This is a genomic window from Pseudomonas sp. UBA2684 (assembly GCA_002354655.1).
GTDB lineage: Bacteria > Pseudomonadota > Gammaproteobacteria > Pseudomonadales > Pseudomonadaceae > Aquipseudomonas.
The window spans coordinates 45,881-63,474 of sequence record DELY01000016.1; the positions used below are offsets into that span (position 1 = coordinate 45,881).

Sequence of the window (17,594 nt, forward strand, 5' to 3'; positions counted from 1 at the left end):
GAAATGCTCCCGGCCCTGACGTTTAGCGCCTGGGCGTTAGCCACAAGCATGGCCATAGTGCCGCATCGATTCAGCCAAGGAGGCTGCACATGCGTTGGTTGAGCTTGGCATTGTTGGGCGCCGCAGTGTTTCTCTACGGCCGCGCCGCAGACTGGCCGCTGCTGAGCCTGGCCAGCAAGGGGCTGCCGATGTTGGCCTTGCTGTGCTGGCTACGCAGTGCGGCGCCTGGCGTGTACCGGCGCTGGATCGGCATCGGCCTGCTGTGTTCCTTGGCGGGCGACCTGCTGCTGGATTGGCCCGGCGACCTGTTCGTGTTCGGCCTTGGCGCGTTCCTGCTCGCTCATCTGGCGTATCTGCGCGCCTACCTCAGCGATTGCCGGCGGCCGGCCTACGCCTTGCTGTTACTCGCGACGGGCATTGGCGGCGGCATGTTTGCCGTGCTGGCCAGCGGCGGTCTCGGGCCACTGCTGATACCGGTGCTGCTGTACACCCTGGCCATCAGCGCGATGCTCTGGCGCGCGCTGGCCCGCGTTGCTAGCGCGGGGCTCGACGCGCACTCAAGCGGGCTGGCCGCCGGCGGTGCCGCGCTGTTCGTGCTGTCCGATAGCCTGATCGGCATCAACCGTTTTGTGGCGCCCTTCGCGGCGGCGCCTTACGCCATCATCCTCAGTTACTGGCTCGGCCAATGGGCAATTGCCGCGTCGGCGCGACAGCGCCAGAGCAATCACACAACTGTTTCATAAACGCAACAGCAGAGCGTCACTAAATCGGCTATAGCAAGTAGACAGAGTTCGACTTCGGGAGAAGAAGACATGGCTGTCCGCTGGCGTGAAGTTGCAACGATTGCAACGCTGGTTTGTTTGAGTGGCTGTGGCAGCCTGTTACCCAGTGAGCGCGCCGAGGTGCAGTCGCCCTTCAGCGACTACCTGGATGCGGAAATGCGCTATTCCCAGGCCATTCCCGGCGCGACCAGTCGTGCCGAGCTGTTCTCCCTGGGCTTCGACCCGCTGGCCGAAGGCAACGGCAAGATGCTTTCGTTTATCGACGTGCGCCTGATGTTCGTGCAACCGAACATCCCCATCAGCTACCTGCCGGACGGGCTGGTGCAATGCCTGGAAGCCAAGGATCGCTGCATTGGCTATGCCTTCGAGTTCACCAAGACCGACACCCAGCGAGTCGGCAGCTTCTGGGCCGACGTGTTCAATTTTCGCAAGCAGCGTGAATTGCAGGGCTGGGCCTTCCGCGCGGTGTTCGTGTTGGTCGACGACACGCTGGTGCACAAGGTCAGCAACGGCGAGCCGAATATTCGCCGCTTCGAGGTCAAACGCAATCCCTTGGGGCCGCTGCAAGGCGCTGGCGAGTACTTTTCCGACCAATTGAAGTAAGCCGCCGCACCTGGCTGCATGGGCAGGCCGCAAGCCCCCTGGCGCAGCAGGAGCGCTTGCGCGGCATCCGCGCCTTCTGCCCGGCGAGGGAGAAGGTCATAAGGCAGTCGTCGCTACGCGACTTTCACGCTAAAATTGCCGGCTTTTCTCGCCCCCTCTTGGTAACCGTCGTGAGCAAACAACCCGACCGTCTCTTCGCTAAGCCACTGGCCCAGGTGCCGGACTTCGCCTTCAACGAGGACGTGGTGCGGGTGTTCCCGGACATGATCAAGCGCTCGGTGCCCGGCTATCCGACCATTGTCGAGAATATCGGCGTGCTGGCCAGTCAGTTCGCCCAGCCGCACAGCGTGCTGTATGACCTCGGCAGCTCGCTGGGCGCCGTGACCCAGGCCCTGCGCCGGCATGTGCAGATCGAGGATTGCCGGGTGATCGCCGTGGACAACTCCAGTGCCATGGTCGAGCGCTGCCGCGAATACCTGCATGCGCAGGACTCGATGTTTCAGGAGTTGCTGCCGGTCGAGGTGCTTGAGGCCGACATCCTGGCCCTGGACTTCCAGCCGACCTCGCTGGTGGCACTGAACTTCACCCTGCAATTCATCCAGCCCGAGCAGCGCCTGGCCCTGCTCAGGCGTATCCGCCAAGCCCTGCTGCCCGGTGGCGCGCTGATTCTCTCGGAGAAGCTGCGCTTCGAGGACAGCCAGCAACATGAGCTGCTTGGCGAGCTGCATATCGCCTTCAAGCGAGCCAACGGCTACAGCGAGCTGGAAATCGCCCAGAAGCGCAGCGCCATCGAAAAGGTCATGCTGCCGGACAGCCTCGAACAGCACCGCGAGCGCCTGCTCGCCGCGGGGTTCAGCAAGGTGGTGCCGTGGTTCCAGTGCCTTAACTTCGCCTCCTTGATTGCCCTGCCATGATTAGCCGCCTCGACCTCGACGCCCTGCAACAGCAACTGGCGGGCACTGCGCTGCAAGACTGGTCGGCGGGGCTGCCCGGCCAAATCGACGCCAAGCTGGCGACCGGCCATGGCGACCTGCAACGCTGGTATGGCGCGGTACAAGCCCTGCCGACACTCGACGTCGAACGCCTGGAGCTGCGGAAAAACTTCAGCTTCGACGGCGCGTGCGACGATGCCAGCCGCGCCGCCCTGACGACCGCGCTGCAAGGCCTGATCCCGTGGCGCAAAGGGCCGTTCGAGTTGTTTGGCGTGCACGTGGATACCGAGTGGCGCTCCGACTGGAAATGGCAACGCGTCGCACCCTACCTCGACCTGGCGGGCAAACGCGTGCTGGATGTCGGCTGCGGCAACGGCTACTACATGTGGCGCATGCTCGGCGCCGGCGCCGACAGCGTGGTCGGCATCGACCCCAACTGGCTGTTCCTCTGCCAGTTCCTGGCGATGAAGAACTACTTGCCCGAGCTGCCGGCCTGGCACCTGCCTTTGGCCTTTGAGGAGTTACCGAGCAAGCTGCAAGGCTTCGACACGGTGTTCTCTATGGGCGTGCTGTATCACCGCCGCTCGCCCATCGATCATTTGATTGATCTCAAGGATTGCCTGGTCAAGGACGGTGAACTGGTACTGGAAACCCTGGTGGTGGAAGGCGATGCGCAACAGGTGCTGGTGCCCGAAGACCGCTACGCACAAATGCGCAACGTCTGGTTTCTGCCCTCGGTGCCGGCGTTGGAGTTGTGGCTACGCCGCGCCGGCTTCGTCGACGTGCGCTGCGTGGATGTCAGCACCACCTCGGTGGACGAACAACGCTCGACCGAGTGGATGCGCTTTCAGTCGCTGCCCGAGTTCCTCGACCCGGCCGACCACAGCCGCACGATCGAAGGCCTGCCGGCACCCAGCCGCGCCGTATTGATTGCACGCAAGCCATAAACCTTAATACATCACAGCTCCCGTAGGGTGGACATGCGCCAGCTTGTCCACCGGTTAAGGCGGAGAGGCCTGCGGCATGTCCGTCCTACGCACTAACCGCGATTGGCCGCCGCGACTATCAGCTGCTTCATTTCCACCACCGCCTGCTTGAAGCCAACGAACAGCGCGTGGGCGACCAATGCGTGGCCGATGTTCAGCTCGTTGATTCCGGCAATCGCCGCTACCGGCTCGACGTTGTGGTAATGCAGGCCATGGCCGGCATTGACGATCAGGCCATGGGCCAGACCGCAGGCTACGCCGTCGCGAATCCGCGCCAGCTCACGCGCCGCTTCTTCCGGGCTATGGGCGTCGGCATAACGGCCGGTGTGCAGCTCGATGGCGGGGGCGCCGACCCGCTTGGAGGCGGCGATCTGCTGCTCGTCCGGGTCGATAAACAACGACACTTCGCAGCCGATCTGGCTCAAGCGCTGCACGGCGGCACGAATCCGCGCCTCCTGCCCGGCCACATCCAGGCCACCTTCAGTCGTAAGTTCCTGGCGGGTTTCCGGTACCAGGCAGACGTGTTCGGGGCGGATGCTTTCGGCGAAGGCGAGCATCTCTTCGGTGACGCCCATCTCGAAGTTCATCCGCGTTTGCATGACCTCCTTGAGCAGGCGCACGTCACGCTCCTGAATGTGCCGGCGGTCTTCGCGCAGGTGCACGGTGATGCCGTCGGCGCCGGCTTCTTCGGCATCCAGCGCGGCCTTCACCGGGTCGGGATAGCGGGTGCCACGGGCCTGGCGCAGGGTCGCCACATGGTCGATGTTCACACCCAGCAGAATACGATTGGCATCAGTCACGGGTCGGCTCCTTGAGCGTCATAAACAGTTCGCGGCTGACCAGCGGTCGACCGCCTAAATGGGGCGCCAGGGCTTGGCGCATCAGACGTTTGGCAGCCGCCAGGGCGCCCGGCGCAGTCCAATCGGCTTCGGCCATGGCCAGCAACTCGGCACCTTGAAACACGCCAGGTTGTAGCTGACCAACAGGCTCCAGCCCGGCATCGGCACGCAGTCGGTACAAACCGCTCACCGCGATTGGCTGGCCGCGCACGTCCCTGTCGAGGGCAAAACCATAGCCCAGCTCATCCAACAAGCGCCATTCGAATGCGCGCAGCAAGGGCTCCAGCGCACGCCCTTGGGCCAGCGCCAGAACCGTCATGGCATAGTGTTCGAACATCGCCGGGTGCGGGTCTTCCGCCGGCAACAGACGGATCAGCAGTTCATTCAGGTAGAGGCCGCTAAACAGCGCTTCACCGCTGAGCAGGTTGGGGATACCGGCAGCTTCCAGGCGAGCGACGTTCTTCAGGTCGCTGCGCCCGCGAAACTCGACATCCAGCGGCACGAACGGCCGCGCCAAGGTACCCGCCCTGCCCCGTGCACCGCGTAGCACGGCACGCAGGCGCCCTTGGGGCGTGAGGAAATCCACCAATGCACTGCTCTCGCGGTATGCGCGACTGTGCAAAACATAGGCAGGCTGAGCGGTCATGGCGTTAGGCTACTGAATAGGGCGGGCCGGGCGGCGATCCGCCCTACGCATCGAACAGCGGTTAAATGTTGTCGTAGCCCAAGGAACGCAAGGCGCGCTCGTCGTCCGACCAACCGCCTTTGACCTTGACCCACAGGTTGAGCATGACCTTGGAGTCGAACATCACTTCCATGTCCTTGCGCGCCTCCTGGCCGATACGCTTGAGCCGCTCGCCCTTGTCGCCGATGATGATTTTCTTTTGCCCGTCACGCTCGACCAGAATCAGCGCGTGAATATGCAGGATGCGCCCGTCGCGCTTGAACTCCTCGATCTCCACGGCGATCTGGTACGGCAACTCGGCACCCAGCTGGCGCATGATCTTCTCGCGCACCAATTCGGCGGCGAAGAAGCGGCTGGAGCGATCAGTAACCTGGTCTTCCGGGAAGAAGTGCACGCCCTCGGGCAGACGTTCGCCGACCAGCTTTTCCAGGGTGTCGAGGTTATGCCCATGCTGAGCGGAAACCGGGACGATCTCGGCATTCGGCAACTGGGTTGCCAGCCACTCCAGGTGCGACATCAGCTCGGTTTTGTCTTCGATGCGATCGGTTTTGTTGATCGCCAGAATCACTGGGCCCTGCACGTACTGCACACGTTCGAGAACCATCTGGTCCTCGTCGGTCCAGCGGGTACGGTCGACCACAAAAATCACCACATCGACGTCTTTCAGGGCCGACGAGGCATTCTTGTTCATAAAACGATTGAGGGCTTTCTCGTTGTTCTTGTGCAGACCGGGCGTATCCACGTAGATCGCCTGCACCTCACCCTCGGTCTTGATCCCGAGCATGTTGTGCCGAGTGGTCTGCGGCTTGCGCGAGGTGATCGCCAGCTTTTGCCCGAGGATGTGGTTGAGCAGCGTCGACTTGCCCACGTTGGGCCGGCCGACGATGGCGACATAGCCACAGCGTGTTGCAGGTGAATCAGTCATGGCCGTTCTCCACACCCAGCGCAATCAAGGCAGCGGCCGCAGCAACCTGTTCGGCAATGCGGCGGCTGGCCCCTTGGCCCAAGGTTTTGTCATTCAATAAAGTAACCTGACACTCGACGATGAATGTCCGGCAATGCGGATCGCCCTGAATATCCACCACGTCGTAACGCGGCAGATCGCAGGCACGCGACTGCAGAAACTCCTGCAAGCGGGTTTTCGGGTCCTTGTTGGTATCGACCAGGGTCAAGCCATCCAGTTCATTGGTCAACCAGGCCAGCACCCGCTCACGCGCCGCATCCATACCGGCATCCAGGTAAATCGCCCCGATCAGGGCCTCCAAAGCGTCGGCAAGAATCGACTCGCGGCGAAAACCGCCACTCTTCAACTCACCCGAACCGAGACGCAGGTATTCACCCAGGTCGAAACCACGCGCCAGCACCGCCAGGGTCTCGCCCTTGACCAGGCGTGCGCGCAAACGCGACAGCTGACCTTCGCGCGCCTGCGGGAAGCGCTCGAACAGCGCCTCGCCGGCAACGAAGTTGAGGATGGCATCGCCAAGGAACTCCAGACGCTCGTTGTTGCGCCCGGCAAAGCTGCGGTGAGTGAGCGCCAGGACCATCAGGTCCTGGTCTTGGAAGGTATAACCGAGCTGACGCTCGAGACGGACTAACGAAGAACTCACGGCATGCGCACGCGGAATTCTTTATCGAAATGCACCACCAGATCGAGGTTCTCGATCAGCGGCTCACGTTTTTCGTACTTCAGGTGGGCGAGAAACTCATTGTTCTCGATCGTCACCTTGAGTGCATCTTCCAGCTTCAGATCGCGAATACTGTTGACCTGCATGCCCTTGCTGACATGGCTGTAGAAATCGCCAACGGTACGAATATCCGAGGCTTTATCGGTTTCCACCGAGGTAATGATTTTCTCCATCGACATATAGTCGAGGTAATGCGGCAACACTTTGAATGCCGTGCTGGCGAAGAACGCCACGACCGCCAGTACTACCAGCCAGCTCAGTATCGACAAGCCTTTTTGCGAGCGCGCAAATGTCATGTTTGTCCCCAAAGTTCGACGTTGTGTGAAAGCCTGAAAGGCTCAAGACAAGACTATATATAGCGTGCGGCGCCGTATTGAACAGCGCCGCAAAATACTCAGAACGTCAGTGAATCAGGCCGACGCGGGAGAAGTTCGGCAGATTGCGCAGCTTCGGATCTGGCCAGCTCATCCACACGGCAAAGGCTTTGCCGACGATGTTCTTGTCCGGCACCATGCCCAGCAAGGGTTTGGCGATGGCCGGATCGTTCCAGTAACGGCTGTCGTTGGAGTTGTCGCGGTTGTCGCCCATCATGAAGTAATGCCCTTGCGGCACCACCCATTCACGCCCCGGCTCAACCCGATAACGGTTCATTTCCTTGCGGATCTGGTGCTCGGCTTCACCCAGTTGCTCTTCATACAACACCGCACTGCCAAGGCTGCCCGGCTCTTCGCCGATCAACTGCTGGGCAACCGGGCGATCATTGATGAACAGCTGTTTGTCCGTGCTGTAGCGAATGCGGTCGCCGGCCAAGCCAACCACACGCTTGATGTAGTTGATATTCGGGTCGCTCGGGTAGCGGAACACCATGACATCGCCACGCTGCGGATCACCGACTTCGATGACTTTGCTGTCGAGCACCGGCAGGCGAATGCCATAGGCAAACTTGTTGACCAGAATAAAATCGCCCACTTCCAGGGTCGGCTTCATCGAACCCGATGGAATCTGGAACGGCTCGACCAGGAAAGACCGCAACACCAGCACGATCGCCAGCACCGGGAAGAACGATTTACCGTACTCCACCAGCAGCGGTTCCTTGTTCAGCCGATCGACCACCACCTCGTCAGGCTCGCTGACCTGGCCGTGGTAGGTGGCGATGGCCGCACGCCGACGCGGGGCGAGAAAAATCAGGTCGAACAACGCCAGCGCGCCACACACGGCGACGGCGATGACCAGCAACAGCGGGAAATTTAGTGACATAGGACCTAACTATCCAACCTGAGCACAGCAAGGAAGGCTTCTTGTGGAATTTCCACGTTGCCGACCTGCTTCATGCGTTTCTTACCGGCCTTCTGTTTTTCCAACAGTTTGCGCTTACGGCTAACGTCACCGCCGTAGCATTTGGCCAATACGTTCTTTCTGAGTGCCTTGACGGTCGTACGCGCCACAATCTGTCCGCCAATGGCAGCCTGGATCGCCACATCGAACATCTGTCGCGGAATCAGTTCTTTCATCTTTTCGGTCAACGCACGACCTTTGTAGTGCGCGTTGTCACGGTGCACGATCAACGCCAGGGCGTCGACTTTCTCACCGTTGATCAATACATCCAGCTTGACCAGATTAGCCGATTGATAACGATCGAAGTGGTAGTCCAGCGACGCATAACCGCGGCTGGTCGACTTCAGACGATCGAAGAAGTCCAAGACCACTTCGTTCATCGGCAGGTCGTAACTGACCTGCACCTGGGTACCGAGGAACAGCATGTCGTGCTGCACGCCACGCTTTTCGATACACAGGGTAATGACGTTGCCCAGGTGCTCCTGCGGAACCAGGATATTGGCACGCACGATCGGTTCGCGCATGTCTTCGATCGCCGACAAATCCGGCAACTTGGACGGGTTATCGACGTAGATCGTCTCGCCAGTCTTGAACAGCAGCTCGAAAATCACCGTCGGCGCGGTGGTGATCAGGTCGAGGTCGTACTCGCGTTCCAGGCGCTCCTGGATGATCTCCATGTGCAGCATGCCGAGGAACCCGCAACGGAAACCGAAGCCCAGCGCGTCCGAACTTTCCGGGGTGTACTGCAACGAGGAGTCGTTCAGCGTGAGCTTTTGTAGGGCTTCACGGAAGTCTTCGAAGTCGTCGGAGCTGACCGGGAACAGACCGGCGTAGACCTGCGGCTGGATGCGTTTGAAGCCCGGCAGCACGTCGACGTCAGGGGTGGAGCTCAAGGTCAGGGTATCGCCCACTGGCGCACCGTGAATGTCCTTGATGCCGGCAATGATAAAACCCACTTCCCCAGCTTTCAGATCAACCGTGGCGGTGTGTTTGGGATTGAATACGCCAACGCTATCGACCAGATGGATCTTACCGGTGGATTTCACCAGCACCTTGTCACCCTTCTTGATCCGACCGTGGCGTACTCGCACCAGCGAGACGACGCCCAGGTAGTTGTCGAACCAGGAGTCGATGATCAGGGCTTGCAAGGGGTCTTCGATATTGCCGGTCGGTGCGGGAATGGTGTGAACCAGACGTTCCAGCACTTCGTCGACGCCCAGCCCGGTCTTGGCACTGCAGGTCACCGCATCGGTAGCATCGATGCCGATGATTTTTTCGATTTCTTCTTTGACCCGGTCCGGATCAGCCTGGGGCAGGTCGATCTTGTTCAGCACCGGCATGACCTCAAGGCCTTGCTCGATGGCGGTGTAGCAGTTGGCGACCGACTGCGCCTCGACGCCCTGGCCGGCATCGACCACCAGCAGCGCGCCCTCACAAGCCGCCAGCGAGCGGCTGACCTCATAGGTGAAGTCGACATGACCGGGGGTGTCGATGAAGTTCAACTGGTAGGTTTTGCCATCACGCGCCGTGTAATACAGGGTCACGCTATGAGCCTTGATGGTGATCCCGCGCTCGCGCTCCAAGTCCATGGAGTCCAGCACCTGCGCTTCCATTTCACGCTCGGCCAGGCCGCCACACATCTGGATGAACCGGTCAGCCAGGGTGGACTTGCCATGATCGATGTGGGCGATGATGGAGAAATTGCGGATATGACTCAGGTCACTCACAGGACAACACTCGAAAAGGTCGCAGGCGACTGCCCGCCGAAAATAGCCGCGAAGTGTACCCGATTGCCGCCCTGCACGTCACGCCCAGGCGCCAATCGGCAGGCATGAAAAAGGGCGACCGAAATCGCCCTTTTTCAACACTTGCGCGGCTTATTCGGCCAATTTGAAGGTAATGAAGCTGGCACGCCCCTGACGCAGCACGCGCATCGAAACCGAACGATTCTTCGGCAACTCCTGCGCCACCTGAGTGAAGGTTTTCGCCGAGCCGATCGCCTGATTGTTCAAGTGCGTGATCACATCGCCCGGACGCAGACCAATCAGCGCCGCAGGACCGTCCTGCACTTCCGTAATCACCACACCTCCTTTCAGGTCGAGGCCTTTCTTCTGCTCATCCGTCAATTCAACGACCTTGACCCCCAAGCGGTTACTGCTGCGTTCGACACCCGGCACAACGGCGCCCGCCAATGCCTCACCGTCTTCCGGCAAAGCACCAATGGTCAACTGCAGCGTCTTGCGGGCGCCCTCGCGCACCACATCCAGCTCGGCCTTGCTGCCAGGCTTGAGACTGCCCACCAGATGCGGCAGGTCGGCCGACATGATGATGGGCTTGTCGTCGAGACTGAGAATGACATCCCCCACCTGCAGGCCGCCCTTGGCTGCCGGCCCGCCCTCCAACACCTGAGCCACCAGCGCACCGGCGGGCTTCTCCAAACCGAAGGACTCTGCCAGGTCCTTGTTCACTTCCTGAATCACCACACCCAGCCAGCCCCGGCTGACCTTGCCATCCGCCTTGAGCTGATTGGCTACATCCATCGCCACACTCATCGGTATGGCAAAGGAGAGCCCCATAAAACCGCCAGAGCGCGTGAAAATTTGCGAGTTGATGCCGACCACCTCACCCGCCAGGTTGAACAGCGGCCCACCCGAGTTGCCGGGATTGATCGCCACATCGGTCTGGATGAACGGCACATAGCTCTCGTTCGGCAAGCTGCGCCCCTTGGCGCTAACAATCCCGGCCGTCACCGAATGATCGAAACCGAATGGCGAGCCGATGGCCAAGACCCACTCACCGACTTTCAAGTCTTCGGACTTGCCCAGTTTCACGATCGGTAGGTTCTCACCCTCGACCTTGAGCAGAGCCACGTCGCTACGCGGGTCGCTGCCAATCAACTTGGCCTCCAGCTCACTGCGATCAGACAGACGCACGATGATTTCATCGGCATCGGCAATCACGTGATTGTTGGTCAACACATAACCATCGGCGGAGATGATGAAGCCCGAGCCCAACGATTGCGCTTCACGCTGACGACCGCCACCCGGCGCACGCGGCACCTGCGGAATATTGCGCTCGAAGAACTCGCGAAACATTGGCGGCAAACCTTCCAGATCGGGCATCGTCTGGCCACCGCCATTGGCGGCCACGCGATCCGGCACCTTCTGCCGGGTACTGATGTTCACCACGGCCGGCGAGGCGTCCTCGACCAACTCGGTAAAGTCCGGCAAATTCGCTTGAGCGACAGCCGCCTGCCCCAACAACAAGACAGCGAACAACGCGGAAAAAGACAGCTTCAGGCTAGGCATCGACATACAACTCCCCATCCAGAACAAAAAATCAGAACGCCGCAGCGCCTGCCAACAAAGCACGCACAACCACGGGTTGCAAGGCTGGATCGTGGGCCGTACGCAGACTGTGCCAACGCACGCCGCACCAGGCGACCAGCATGCCGAGAAAACCACAGAGGATTACCAACGGTTCGCCCAACGCCAATTGGTTGGCCAGCAATGCAGCCGCGAACAGCCCCAGCAGAGGCACGAGATACACCAGCAGCGAACCCCGCACCAGCAGGTCCTCACGCACACCGATCACCACCGCGTCACCAATGCGCAACTGCAGATCGGACAATGCGCGCACATGACCGCGACGCCCGCTCACACCCAACTTATCCAGCAGGCCTTGGCCGCAACCGGCATTCGCCGAACAACTGGAACAGGTGCTTTTACGCAACGTCTCGACCCACACAGCGCCGGACTCGACAGCCACCACCCGCCCCTGCTCCTCGATCATGGCGCCGCCGGCACCTCGGCCGTGCGCATCGACAGGGCGACCCGCTCAGCGGTACCCAATGGGATTTCCCCGACGACCGTGACCATCACATCACCGTCGTTGGTCGACAATCGCCGGGAAACAGCCACGGTCGGACCGAGCTGGCTGCGTGCATCCTCAACCGAGGCGCCATGCAGCGGCTCAAGGAACACAGAGAAACGCGCCAGCCCATCGTCATACACCAAGCAGGCCACCGATGCCTCGGAAGCCGGGCTACGCCGCTCGGTTACCGTGCTCAGATTAAAACCGGGGGGCAACCAATCGGAACGCCAGTTTTCGGCCACCGACGCTTTCGCCTCAGCCGCACGTACCGGCTGACAGGCAGAACTGGGCTGCAGCAATTCGTTTTCAGGTACCGCGGAAATATCCAACTGAGTGAACTGAAAACGTTCAAGCAGCTGCCCCTTGTCATTCAGCAACAGGGACTTCAGGGGCAATCCAGTCTCGCGATCCAGATGCAACTCAACGCCATAGCGGTGTTGATCACGCGGCACCAGAGCCAGCACTACCGCGGCACGGCCCGCCACGCGCGAATCACCGATAACCCGCAGGTCATACCATTCGACCAACTGCTTGGCATCCAATTCACGCGCTGGCCACGCTTGGCTATCGACGACCTGGTCAGCCAAGGTGCCGCTGACGCATTGAGCACGCCCATCGACACGCACCACTTCCTGCGCAGGCCCATCGAGCTGTAGAAGACGCTCACGCACGGCGCCACCCTCTTCCACCCGATGCCACACACTGTGGGTGGAAAAGCTGCCGTTGCGCTCGTAGACGAAAGTGCCTTGGTAGCTCTGGCTACGCTCAGCTTCGGCCAAGCGCTGCAACCAATCTTGCGCATCGGCAGCGACGGCGGGCAACGCCAGCCAACTGCCGAACAGAAGCGTGGTGAAAGGGATAAAGCGCATGCGCCTCCTTAACGGCTTTCCAAACTGGCGGCACGCGCATAGGGCAGCGCGCTTTCGTTACCGTTCATCGCCGCTTGCTGCGCATGCTGACGCAAGTACGCCGGCAGACGCTGCTCATGCCAACCTGGCTGAGCTTCACCGGCAACAGGCGATGCATTGGGCTGCTCGCCGGCAGTGCTGAAGCCGGCCAGCATCGCCGGGCCTTGCAGTTGCGGCATGGACAGCGACGGCTGAGCAGCCTGTTGCGCCAACTGCGCACCTGCCACTTCATCCTGATTGTACAAGCGTACGCCAGCCAATACGGCAACCGTCACCGAAGCCGCTACGGCAAAGCGACCGACCGCACGCCAGGGGCCACGCACCGGCTTGCTCGCCACGGGCACAGCCTCGTCGGCCAGCGCCGCAGACACCGCTGATGCAATATCCAGACGCGGCTCCAGCAGCTCCTTGTGCATCACGGCACGGGCGATCTGGTAGCGCGACCAGGTGGCACGCAACTCGGCGTCATCGCTCGCACTGAGCACACGCCGCAACTCTAATTCGTCCGCCTCGTTATCCATCACCGCGGACAGCGATTCCTGCAGGGCTTCACGACTCATGGCGGTTCCTCTCTTGGCTGTCGCCGCTGTCTTAGGTTTCCTGCAACAACGGTTGCAAGGATTTGTCGATGGCCTCACGCGCTCGGAAAATACGCGAACGCACGGTGCCAACCGGACACTGCATGACGCTCGCAATGTCCTCGTAACTCAGACCATCGAATTCGCGCAAGGTTAGGGCCGTACGCAAATCTTCTGGCAATTGCTGGATGGCACGATGCACGGTGGCCTCGATTTCATCCCGCAGCAGCGCTCGCTCTGGCGACTCGATGTCCTTGAGGGCGTGATCGCCGTCATAGAACTCCGCATCCTCAGCACTTACGTCGCTGTCTGGCGGTCGCCGTCCACGCGACACCAGATGGTTCTTCGCCGTGTTGATGGCGATACGATACAGCCAGGTATAAAAAGCACTGTCACCGCGAAAATTCCCGAGCGCCCGGTAAGCCTTGACGAAGGCTTCCTGCGCGACGTCTTGAGCCTCATGGGTGTCGTGCACAAACCGCACGATCAACCCGAGAATTTTGTGCTGATACTTCAGCACCAACAGATCAAATGCCCGCTTATCACCGCGCTGTACGCGCTCGACCAGCTGCTGATCCTCTTCCTGGGTTAGCATGAACACTCCTCGTTGAGTTTGGAGGAGTGCAGCGCCAGCCAGTGAATCGGCTTGCCAAGATAGACTCGGGCGTTGCGCAAAAGTTCTCCCCCTCCAAACAAGCTTCCTGCAGAACACTTTTAGCCCTGCACGGAATAACGCAACAAAGGCCTTCACCCTGCTGCGCGAATTGTCTTAGATCGCCCACCGGCCGATAACCGAAAGCCGGAAACGGCCCTCAGAAAACCTCGACGAGCGGACACTGTCCCTCTTTGGGTGACCGTTTATGGAGCCTGAAAGACTAAGAAAGTTCCCAAGCACCACAGTCGGTCATAAGCGCGCTATTGTGCCGTTCACCCCCTCTATATACTAGGGGCCGCTTATTTGCGGATTCTGGACATGAGCCAACACTACCAACACGACGTTCTGGTCATCGGCAGCGGCGCGGCCGGCCTGACATTAGCCCTGACCCTGCCCGCACACCTGCGCATTGCCGTGCTGAGCAAGGGCAATCTGGCCAATGGCTCGACCTATTGGGCCCAAGGCGGCGTCGCGGCGGTACTCGACGACATGGACACCGTCGAATCGCATGTCGCGGACACCCTTAACGCCGGTGGCGGCTTGTGCCGTGAAGACGCCGTACGCTTTACCGTGGAACACAGCCGCGAAGCGATTCAGTGGCTGATCGATCAGGGCGTACCCTTTACCCGCGACGACCAGACCGCCCGCGAAGACGGCGGTTTCGAGTTCCACTTGACCCGCGAGGGTGGCCACAGCCATCGGCGTATCATTCATGCCGCCGACGCCACCGGCGCGGCAATTTTCAACACCCTGCTCGAACAGGCCAGGCTGCGCAGCAATATCGAACTGCTGGAGCAACGCGTGGCAGTCGACCTGATCACCGAGCGCAAGCTGGGCCTGGACGGCCAACGCTGCCTCGGCGCTTACGTGCTCAACCGTGCCAGCGGCGAAGTCGACACCTACCGTGCGCGTTTCGTCATCCTCGCCACCGGTGGTGCGGCCAAGGTTTACCTCTACACCAGCAACCCGGACGGCGCTTGTGGCGACGGCATCGCCATGGCCTGGCGAGCGGGCTGCCGGGTCGGCAACCTGGAGTTCAACCAGTTCCACCCGACCTGCCTGTATCACCCGCAGGCCAAGAGCTTTCTGATCACTGAAGCGCTGCGTGGCGAAGGCGCGCTGCTCAAACTGCCCAACGGCGAACGTTTTATGCCGCGCTTCGACGAGCGCGCCGAACTGGCGCCGCGCGACATCGTCGCCCGCGCCATCGACCATGAGATGAAACGCCTTGGCGTGGACTGCGTGTACCTGGACATCAGCCACAAGCCCGCCGACTTCGTCAAAACGCACTTTCCCACCGTCTACGAGCGCTGCCTGGATTTCGGCATCGACATCACCCGCGCACCGATTCCGGTGGTGCCCGCCGCGCATTACACCTGCGGCGGCGTAGTCGTCGACCAAGCCGGCCACACCGATGTGCCGGGCCTGTATGCCATCGGCGAAACCAGCTTTACCGGCCTGCACGGGGCCAACCGCATGGCCAGCAACTCGCTGCTGGAGTGCTTCGTGTATGCCCGCTCGGCGGCCGCTGATATCGTCAGCAAGCTGGATCAGGTGGCGATGCCCGCCAGCCTGCCCAGTTGGGACGCCAGTCAGGTGACCGACTCGGACGAAGACGTGATCATCGCGCACAACTGGGACGAGTTGCGGCGCTTCATGTGGGACTACGTCGGCATCGTGCGCACCAACAAGCGCTTGCAGCGCGCCGAACACCGCGTACGCCTGCTGCTGGATGAGATCGACGAGTTCTACAGCAACTACAAAGTCAGTCGTGACCTGATCGAATTGCGCAATCTGGCGCAGGTGGCCGAGTTGATGATCCAGTCGGCCATGCAGCGCCGCGAGAGCCGCGGCCTGCACTACACCCTCGACTACCCCGCACAGCTAGCGCAAGCACACGACACTATTCTGCTTCCGCCCACCTACGGCGACTGAACTTCAAGCGCACCCGCAAACGCCGGTGCATATCCCGCGGCATGGCATCGCGCGGGATGCACACCGCGCGTACCCGCCACTCGCCGGCCAGACGAAAGCGCAGCACCACGCCCAACGGCAGCGCCAGACTGTCCGCACGCAGCTGAATCGCCTGCCAGCCGGCGGCGGCATTCCACAACTGCCAGCCATCGGTGCTATAGCGCAAGGCCCTGAAAGCCTGCGGCGAACGCAGCAGGATATGCCGCGGCAGCACCCAGACGGCATGCAACAGGCACAGCCCGACACCCAGCAGAAACGCCCACAGCGCCAGATCGACATGCACCAACGTGAGCAGCGCCAGCGCTTGCGCAGCGGCATACAGCACCAGCAGGCGCCGCGAAGGCTGCCAGTGGCACTCGAACCCGTTACTTGGGTTGGACACGGTCCAGGATCATGCGAACCATGCGTTTCAGGTCGGCATCGTCCGGCTCGGCACGCTGCATGAACCAGCCGAACATATCCTGGTCTTCGCATTCGAGCAGTTTGCGGTAACGCTCGCGGTCGTCGGCATCGAGGGTGGGATAGACCTCTTTGACGAACGGCACCAGCAACACATCCAACTCCAGCATGCCGCGGCGGCTATGCCAGTACAGGCGGTTGAGTTCAATCGAATCGACCATGGGGGAGTTCCTTGATAGCGCCGGACAGTGATAAAGATAAAGCCCGGCAGTATAACGATGAAAGCCGGCGCTGTTGACCTCGGCGACCCGCATCCCGCCGGGCGCCATGCACTGGCACAACGGCACCCGCTGACAAGCCCAAGGCCGCACTCTATGATGGCGCCCCTAACTTTCATCCAGCGAACCCCTATTCCCCATGGCCGATACCGCATTTTTCTGCACCCTCAGCCACGAAGGCGTCCTCGCCGTTCGCGGTCCTGACGCGAGCAAATTCCTTCAGGGCCAACTGACCTGCAACCTCAATTACCTGAACGACAGCCACTCCAGCCTCGGCGCCCGCTGCACCCCGAAAGGCCGCATGCTGTCGAGTTTCCGCATTCTCAGCGTGGCGGATGGTTATCTACTGGCCATGGCCCGCGAGCTGATTGAGCCGCAATTGACGGACTTGCAGAAGTACGCCGTGTTCTCCAAATCCACGCTCGCCGACGACAGCAGCGAATGGCTGCGTTTCGGCCTGAGCGGCGGCGATGGTGCCTTGGTCAACCTCGGCCTGGACCTGCCACACGGCCCCGACAGCGTCGCCCGCACCCACAACCTCGTCGCCGTGCGCCTCAGTGACGGCCGCGCCGAGCTCTGGGCACCTGCCGCCGAAGCCGACACCCTGCACGCCCGGCTGGCCGCACACATGCCGCAAGCCCCGCTGAATCAGTGGCTGCTGGCGCAAGTCCGCGCCGGCATTGGCCACGTACAGTGCAGCACCCGTGAGCTGTTCATCCCACAAATGCTCAATTTGCAGGCGCTCGGCGGAGTCAGTTTCAAGAAAGGCTGCTACACCGGCCAGGAAATCGTCGCGCGCATGCAGTACCTGGGTAAGCTCAAGCGCCGCCTGTATCGCCTGACGCTGGCCGCGGGAGCACTGCCGGAAGCGGCAAGCGAACTATTCTCCCCGGTGCACAAAAGTAGCGTCGGCGAGGTGGTGCTCGCCGCGCAGGGCGACAGCGGCATCGAGTTGCTCGCGGTGCTGCAAGAGGATGCGGCCAACGATGGGCGCATCTACCTCGACGCCACGCAAGAGCGGCCACTGACGTTACTCGATTTACCCTACAGCCTAGATTCCGACCGCGAAATTCAGCGCTAAC

20 protein-coding genes are annotated in these 17,594 nt (G+C 61.2%); 6 read left to right on the top strand and 14 right to left on the bottom strand.

Going from position 1 to position 17,594, the window contains the following annotated elements; genetic code table 11:
• Nucleotides 1-89: 89 nt before the first annotated feature.
• The 4 genes from B3M58_RS07095 to cmoB all read left to right on the top strand — a co-directional run bounded on the left by B3M58_RS07095 (nt 90) and on the right by cmoB (nt 3,264).
• Nucleotides 90-743, top strand: a complete 654-nt coding sequence (locus tag B3M58_RS07095; protein ID WP_296217916.1) for a lysoplasmalogenase — start codon at nt 90-92, stop codon at nt 741-743.
• 69 nt (nt 744-812) lie between these two features.
• Nucleotides 813-1,385 carry a hypothetical protein gene (locus tag B3M58_RS07100; RefSeq protein ID WP_296217917.1) on the top strand — a complete coding sequence of 191 codons (573 nt, stop codon included), beginning with the start codon at nt 813-815 and terminating at the stop codon, nt 1,383-1,385.
• 170 nt (nt 1,386-1,555) lie between these two features.
• The gene (gene cmoA / locus B3M58_RS07105) at nt 1,556-2,299 is read left to right on the top strand and encodes a carboxy-S-adenosyl-L-methionine synthase CmoA (protein WP_296217918.1); all 744 of its coding nucleotides are present in this window, start codon (nt 1,556-1,558) and stop codon (nt 2,297-2,299) included.
• The gene (gene cmoB, locus B3M58_RS07110) at nt 2,296-3,264 is read left to right on the top strand and encodes a tRNA 5-methoxyuridine(34)/uridine 5-oxyacetic acid(34) synthase CmoB (protein WP_296217919.1); all 969 of its coding nucleotides are present in this window, start codon (nt 2,296-2,298) and stop codon (nt 3,262-3,264) included. Before cmoA ends, cmoB begins: the two co-directional genes overlap by 4 nt.
• A 92-nt stretch (nt 3,265-3,356) precedes the next feature.
• Here the strand turns inward: cmoB and pdxJ are convergent, their stop codons facing one another.
• The 12 genes from pdxJ to rpoE all read right to left on the bottom strand — a co-directional run bounded on the left by pdxJ (nt 3,357) and on the right by rpoE (nt 13,801).
• Nucleotides 3,357-4,103 (bottom strand): pyridoxine 5'-phosphate synthase, encoded by a 747-nt coding sequence (gene pdxJ / locus B3M58_RS07115; RefSeq protein ID WP_296217921.1) that lies wholly within the window; start codon nt 4,101-4,103, stop codon nt 3,357-3,359.
• A complete protein-coding gene (gene recO, locus B3M58_RS07120) occupies nt 4,096-4,788 on the bottom strand; it encodes a DNA repair protein RecO (RefSeq protein WP_296217923.1) in 693 nt (230 codons plus the stop codon). The genes pdxJ and recO overlap by 8 nt, the downstream gene beginning before the upstream one ends.
• A gap of 61 nt (nt 4,789-4,849) precedes the next feature.
• Nucleotides 4,850-5,752 carry a GTPase Era gene (gene era / locus B3M58_RS07125; protein ID WP_296217924.1) on the bottom strand — a complete coding sequence of 301 codons (903 nt, stop codon included), beginning with the start codon at nt 5,750-5,752 and terminating at the stop codon, nt 4,850-4,852.
• Nucleotides 5,745-6,434 carry a ribonuclease III gene (gene rnc / locus B3M58_RS07130; protein ID WP_296217926.1) on the bottom strand — a complete coding sequence of 230 codons (690 nt, stop codon included), beginning with the start codon at nt 6,432-6,434 and terminating at the stop codon, nt 5,745-5,747. The genes era and rnc overlap by 8 nt, the downstream gene beginning before the upstream one ends.
• Nucleotides 6,431-6,808, bottom strand: a complete 378-nt coding sequence (locus tag B3M58_RS07135) for a DUF4845 domain-containing protein (protein WP_296217928.1) — start codon at nt 6,806-6,808, stop codon at nt 6,431-6,433. Before B3M58_RS07135 ends, rnc begins: the two co-directional genes overlap by 4 nt.
• Before the next feature lie 106 nt (nt 6,809-6,914).
• Nucleotides 6,915-7,769, bottom strand: a complete 855-nt coding sequence (lepB, locus tag B3M58_RS07140; RefSeq protein ID WP_296217929.1) for a signal peptidase I — start codon at nt 7,767-7,769, stop codon at nt 6,915-6,917.
• Between the two features lie 5 nt (nt 7,770-7,774).
• The gene (gene lepA, locus B3M58_RS07145) at nt 7,775-9,574 is read right to left on the bottom strand and encodes a translation elongation factor 4 (protein ID WP_296217931.1); all 1,800 of its coding nucleotides are present in this window, start codon (nt 9,572-9,574) and stop codon (nt 7,775-7,777) included.
• A gap of 150 nt (nt 9,575-9,724) precedes the next feature.
• A complete protein-coding gene (locus tag B3M58_RS07150; protein ID WP_414704060.1) occupies nt 9,725-11,161 on the bottom strand; it encodes a DegQ family serine endoprotease in 1,437 nt (478 codons plus the stop codon).
• A gap of 25 nt (nt 11,162-11,186) precedes the next feature.
• Entirely contained in the window at nt 11,187-11,639 is a 453-nt protein-coding gene (locus B3M58_RS07155; protein ID WP_296217934.1) for a SoxR reducing system RseC family protein, read from the bottom strand.
• Entirely contained in the window at nt 11,636-12,589 is a 954-nt protein-coding gene (locus tag B3M58_RS07160; protein ID WP_296217935.1) for a MucB/RseB C-terminal domain-containing protein, read from the bottom strand. The genes B3M58_RS07155 and B3M58_RS07160 overlap by 4 nt, the downstream gene beginning before the upstream one ends.
• 8 nt (nt 12,590-12,597) lie before the next feature.
• Nucleotides 12,598-13,188: a sigma-E factor negative regulatory protein gene (locus B3M58_RS07165; RefSeq protein WP_296217936.1), complete on the bottom strand. Its 591-nt coding sequence runs from the start codon at nt 13,186-13,188 to the stop codon at nt 12,598-12,600.
• A 31-nt stretch (nt 13,189-13,219) separates the two neighbouring features.
• Nucleotides 13,220-13,801, bottom strand: a complete 582-nt coding sequence (gene rpoE / locus B3M58_RS07170; protein WP_296217937.1) for an RNA polymerase sigma factor RpoE — start codon at nt 13,799-13,801, stop codon at nt 13,220-13,222.
• A 378-nt stretch (nt 13,802-14,179) separates the two neighbouring features.
• Between rpoE and nadB the strand changes: the two genes are divergently transcribed.
• Nucleotides 14,180-15,796, top strand: coding sequence for an L-aspartate oxidase (gene nadB, locus B3M58_RS07175; RefSeq protein ID WP_296217938.1), 1,617 nt, complete (start codon nt 14,180-14,182; stop codon nt 15,794-15,796).
• Here the strand turns inward: nadB and B3M58_RS07180 are convergent.
• The gene (locus B3M58_RS07180) at nt 15,765-16,217 is read right to left on the bottom strand and encodes a protein YgfX (RefSeq protein ID WP_296217939.1); all 453 of its coding nucleotides are present in this window, start codon (nt 16,215-16,217) and stop codon (nt 15,765-15,767) included. The genes nadB and B3M58_RS07180 overlap by 32 nt on opposite strands.
• Nucleotides 16,201-16,455, bottom strand: coding sequence for a succinate dehydrogenase assembly factor 2 (locus B3M58_RS07185; RefSeq protein ID WP_296217940.1), 255 nt, complete (start codon nt 16,453-16,455; stop codon nt 16,201-16,203). The genes B3M58_RS07180 and B3M58_RS07185 overlap by 17 nt, the downstream gene beginning before the upstream one ends.
• A 196-nt stretch (nt 16,456-16,651) precedes the next feature.
• On the opposite strand from B3M58_RS07185, the gene B3M58_RS07190 reads away from it, so the two are divergent.
• Complete coding sequence (locus tag B3M58_RS07190) at nt 16,652-17,593, top strand: YgfZ/GcvT domain-containing protein (protein WP_296217942.1); 942 nt, start codon at nt 16,652-16,654, stop codon at nt 17,591-17,593.
• Nucleotide 17,594: the final 1 nt, after the last annotated feature.

What these genes read in the sequence shown, in the direction of transcription:
- B3M58_RS07095 (WP_296217916.1), top strand. Translation starts at nt 90, where the DNA reads ATGCGTTGGTTGAGCTTGGCATTGTTGGGCGCCGCAGTGTTTCTCTAC.
- B3M58_RS07100 (WP_296217917.1), top strand. Translation starts at nt 813, where the DNA reads ATGGCTGTCCGCTGGCGTGAAGTTGCAACGATTGCAACGCTGGTTTGT.
- cmoB (WP_296217919.1), top strand. Translation starts at nt 2,296, where the DNA reads ATGATTAGCCGCCTCGACCTCGACGCCCTGCAACAGCAACTGGCGGGC.
- recO (WP_296217923.1), bottom strand. Translation starts at nt 4,788, where the DNA reads ATGACCGCTCAGCCTGCCTATGTTTTGCACAGTCGCGCATACCGCGAG.
- era (WP_296217924.1), bottom strand. Translation starts at nt 5,752, where the DNA reads ATGACTGATTCACCTGCAACACGCTGTGGCTATGTCGCCATCGTCGGC.
- B3M58_RS07135 (WP_296217928.1), bottom strand. Translation starts at nt 6,808, where the DNA reads ATGACATTTGCGCGCTCGCAAAAAGGCTTGTCGATACTGAGCTGGCTG.
- lepB (WP_296217929.1), bottom strand. Translation starts at nt 7,769, where the DNA reads ATGTCACTAAATTTCCCGCTGTTGCTGGTCATCGCCGTCGCCGTGTGT.
- B3M58_RS07150 (WP_414704060.1), bottom strand. Translation starts at nt 11,161, where the DNA reads ATGTCGATGCCTAGCCTGAAGCTGTCTTTTTCCGCGTTGTTCGCTGTC.
- B3M58_RS07155 (WP_296217934.1), bottom strand. Translation starts at nt 11,639, where the DNA reads ATGATCGAGGAGCAGGGGCGGGTGGTGGCTGTCGAGTCCGGCGCTGTG.
- B3M58_RS07160 (WP_296217935.1), bottom strand. Translation starts at nt 12,589, where the DNA reads ATGCGCTTTATCCCTTTCACCACGCTTCTGTTCGGCAGTTGGCTGGCG.
- B3M58_RS07165 (WP_296217936.1), bottom strand. Translation starts at nt 13,188, where the DNA reads ATGAGTCGTGAAGCCCTGCAGGAATCGCTGTCCGCGGTGATGGATAAC.
- rpoE (WP_296217937.1), bottom strand. Translation starts at nt 13,801, where the DNA reads ATGCTAACCCAGGAAGAGGATCAGCAGCTGGTCGAGCGCGTACAGCGC.
- nadB (WP_296217938.1), top strand. Translation starts at nt 14,180, where the DNA reads ATGAGCCAACACTACCAACACGACGTTCTGGTCATCGGCAGCGGCGCG.
- B3M58_RS07185 (WP_296217940.1), bottom strand. Translation starts at nt 16,455, where the DNA reads ATGGTCGATTCGATTGAACTCAACCGCCTGTACTGGCATAGCCGCCGC.
- B3M58_RS07190 (WP_296217942.1), top strand. Translation starts at nt 16,652, where the DNA reads ATGGCCGATACCGCATTTTTCTGCACCCTCAGCCACGAAGGCGTCCTC.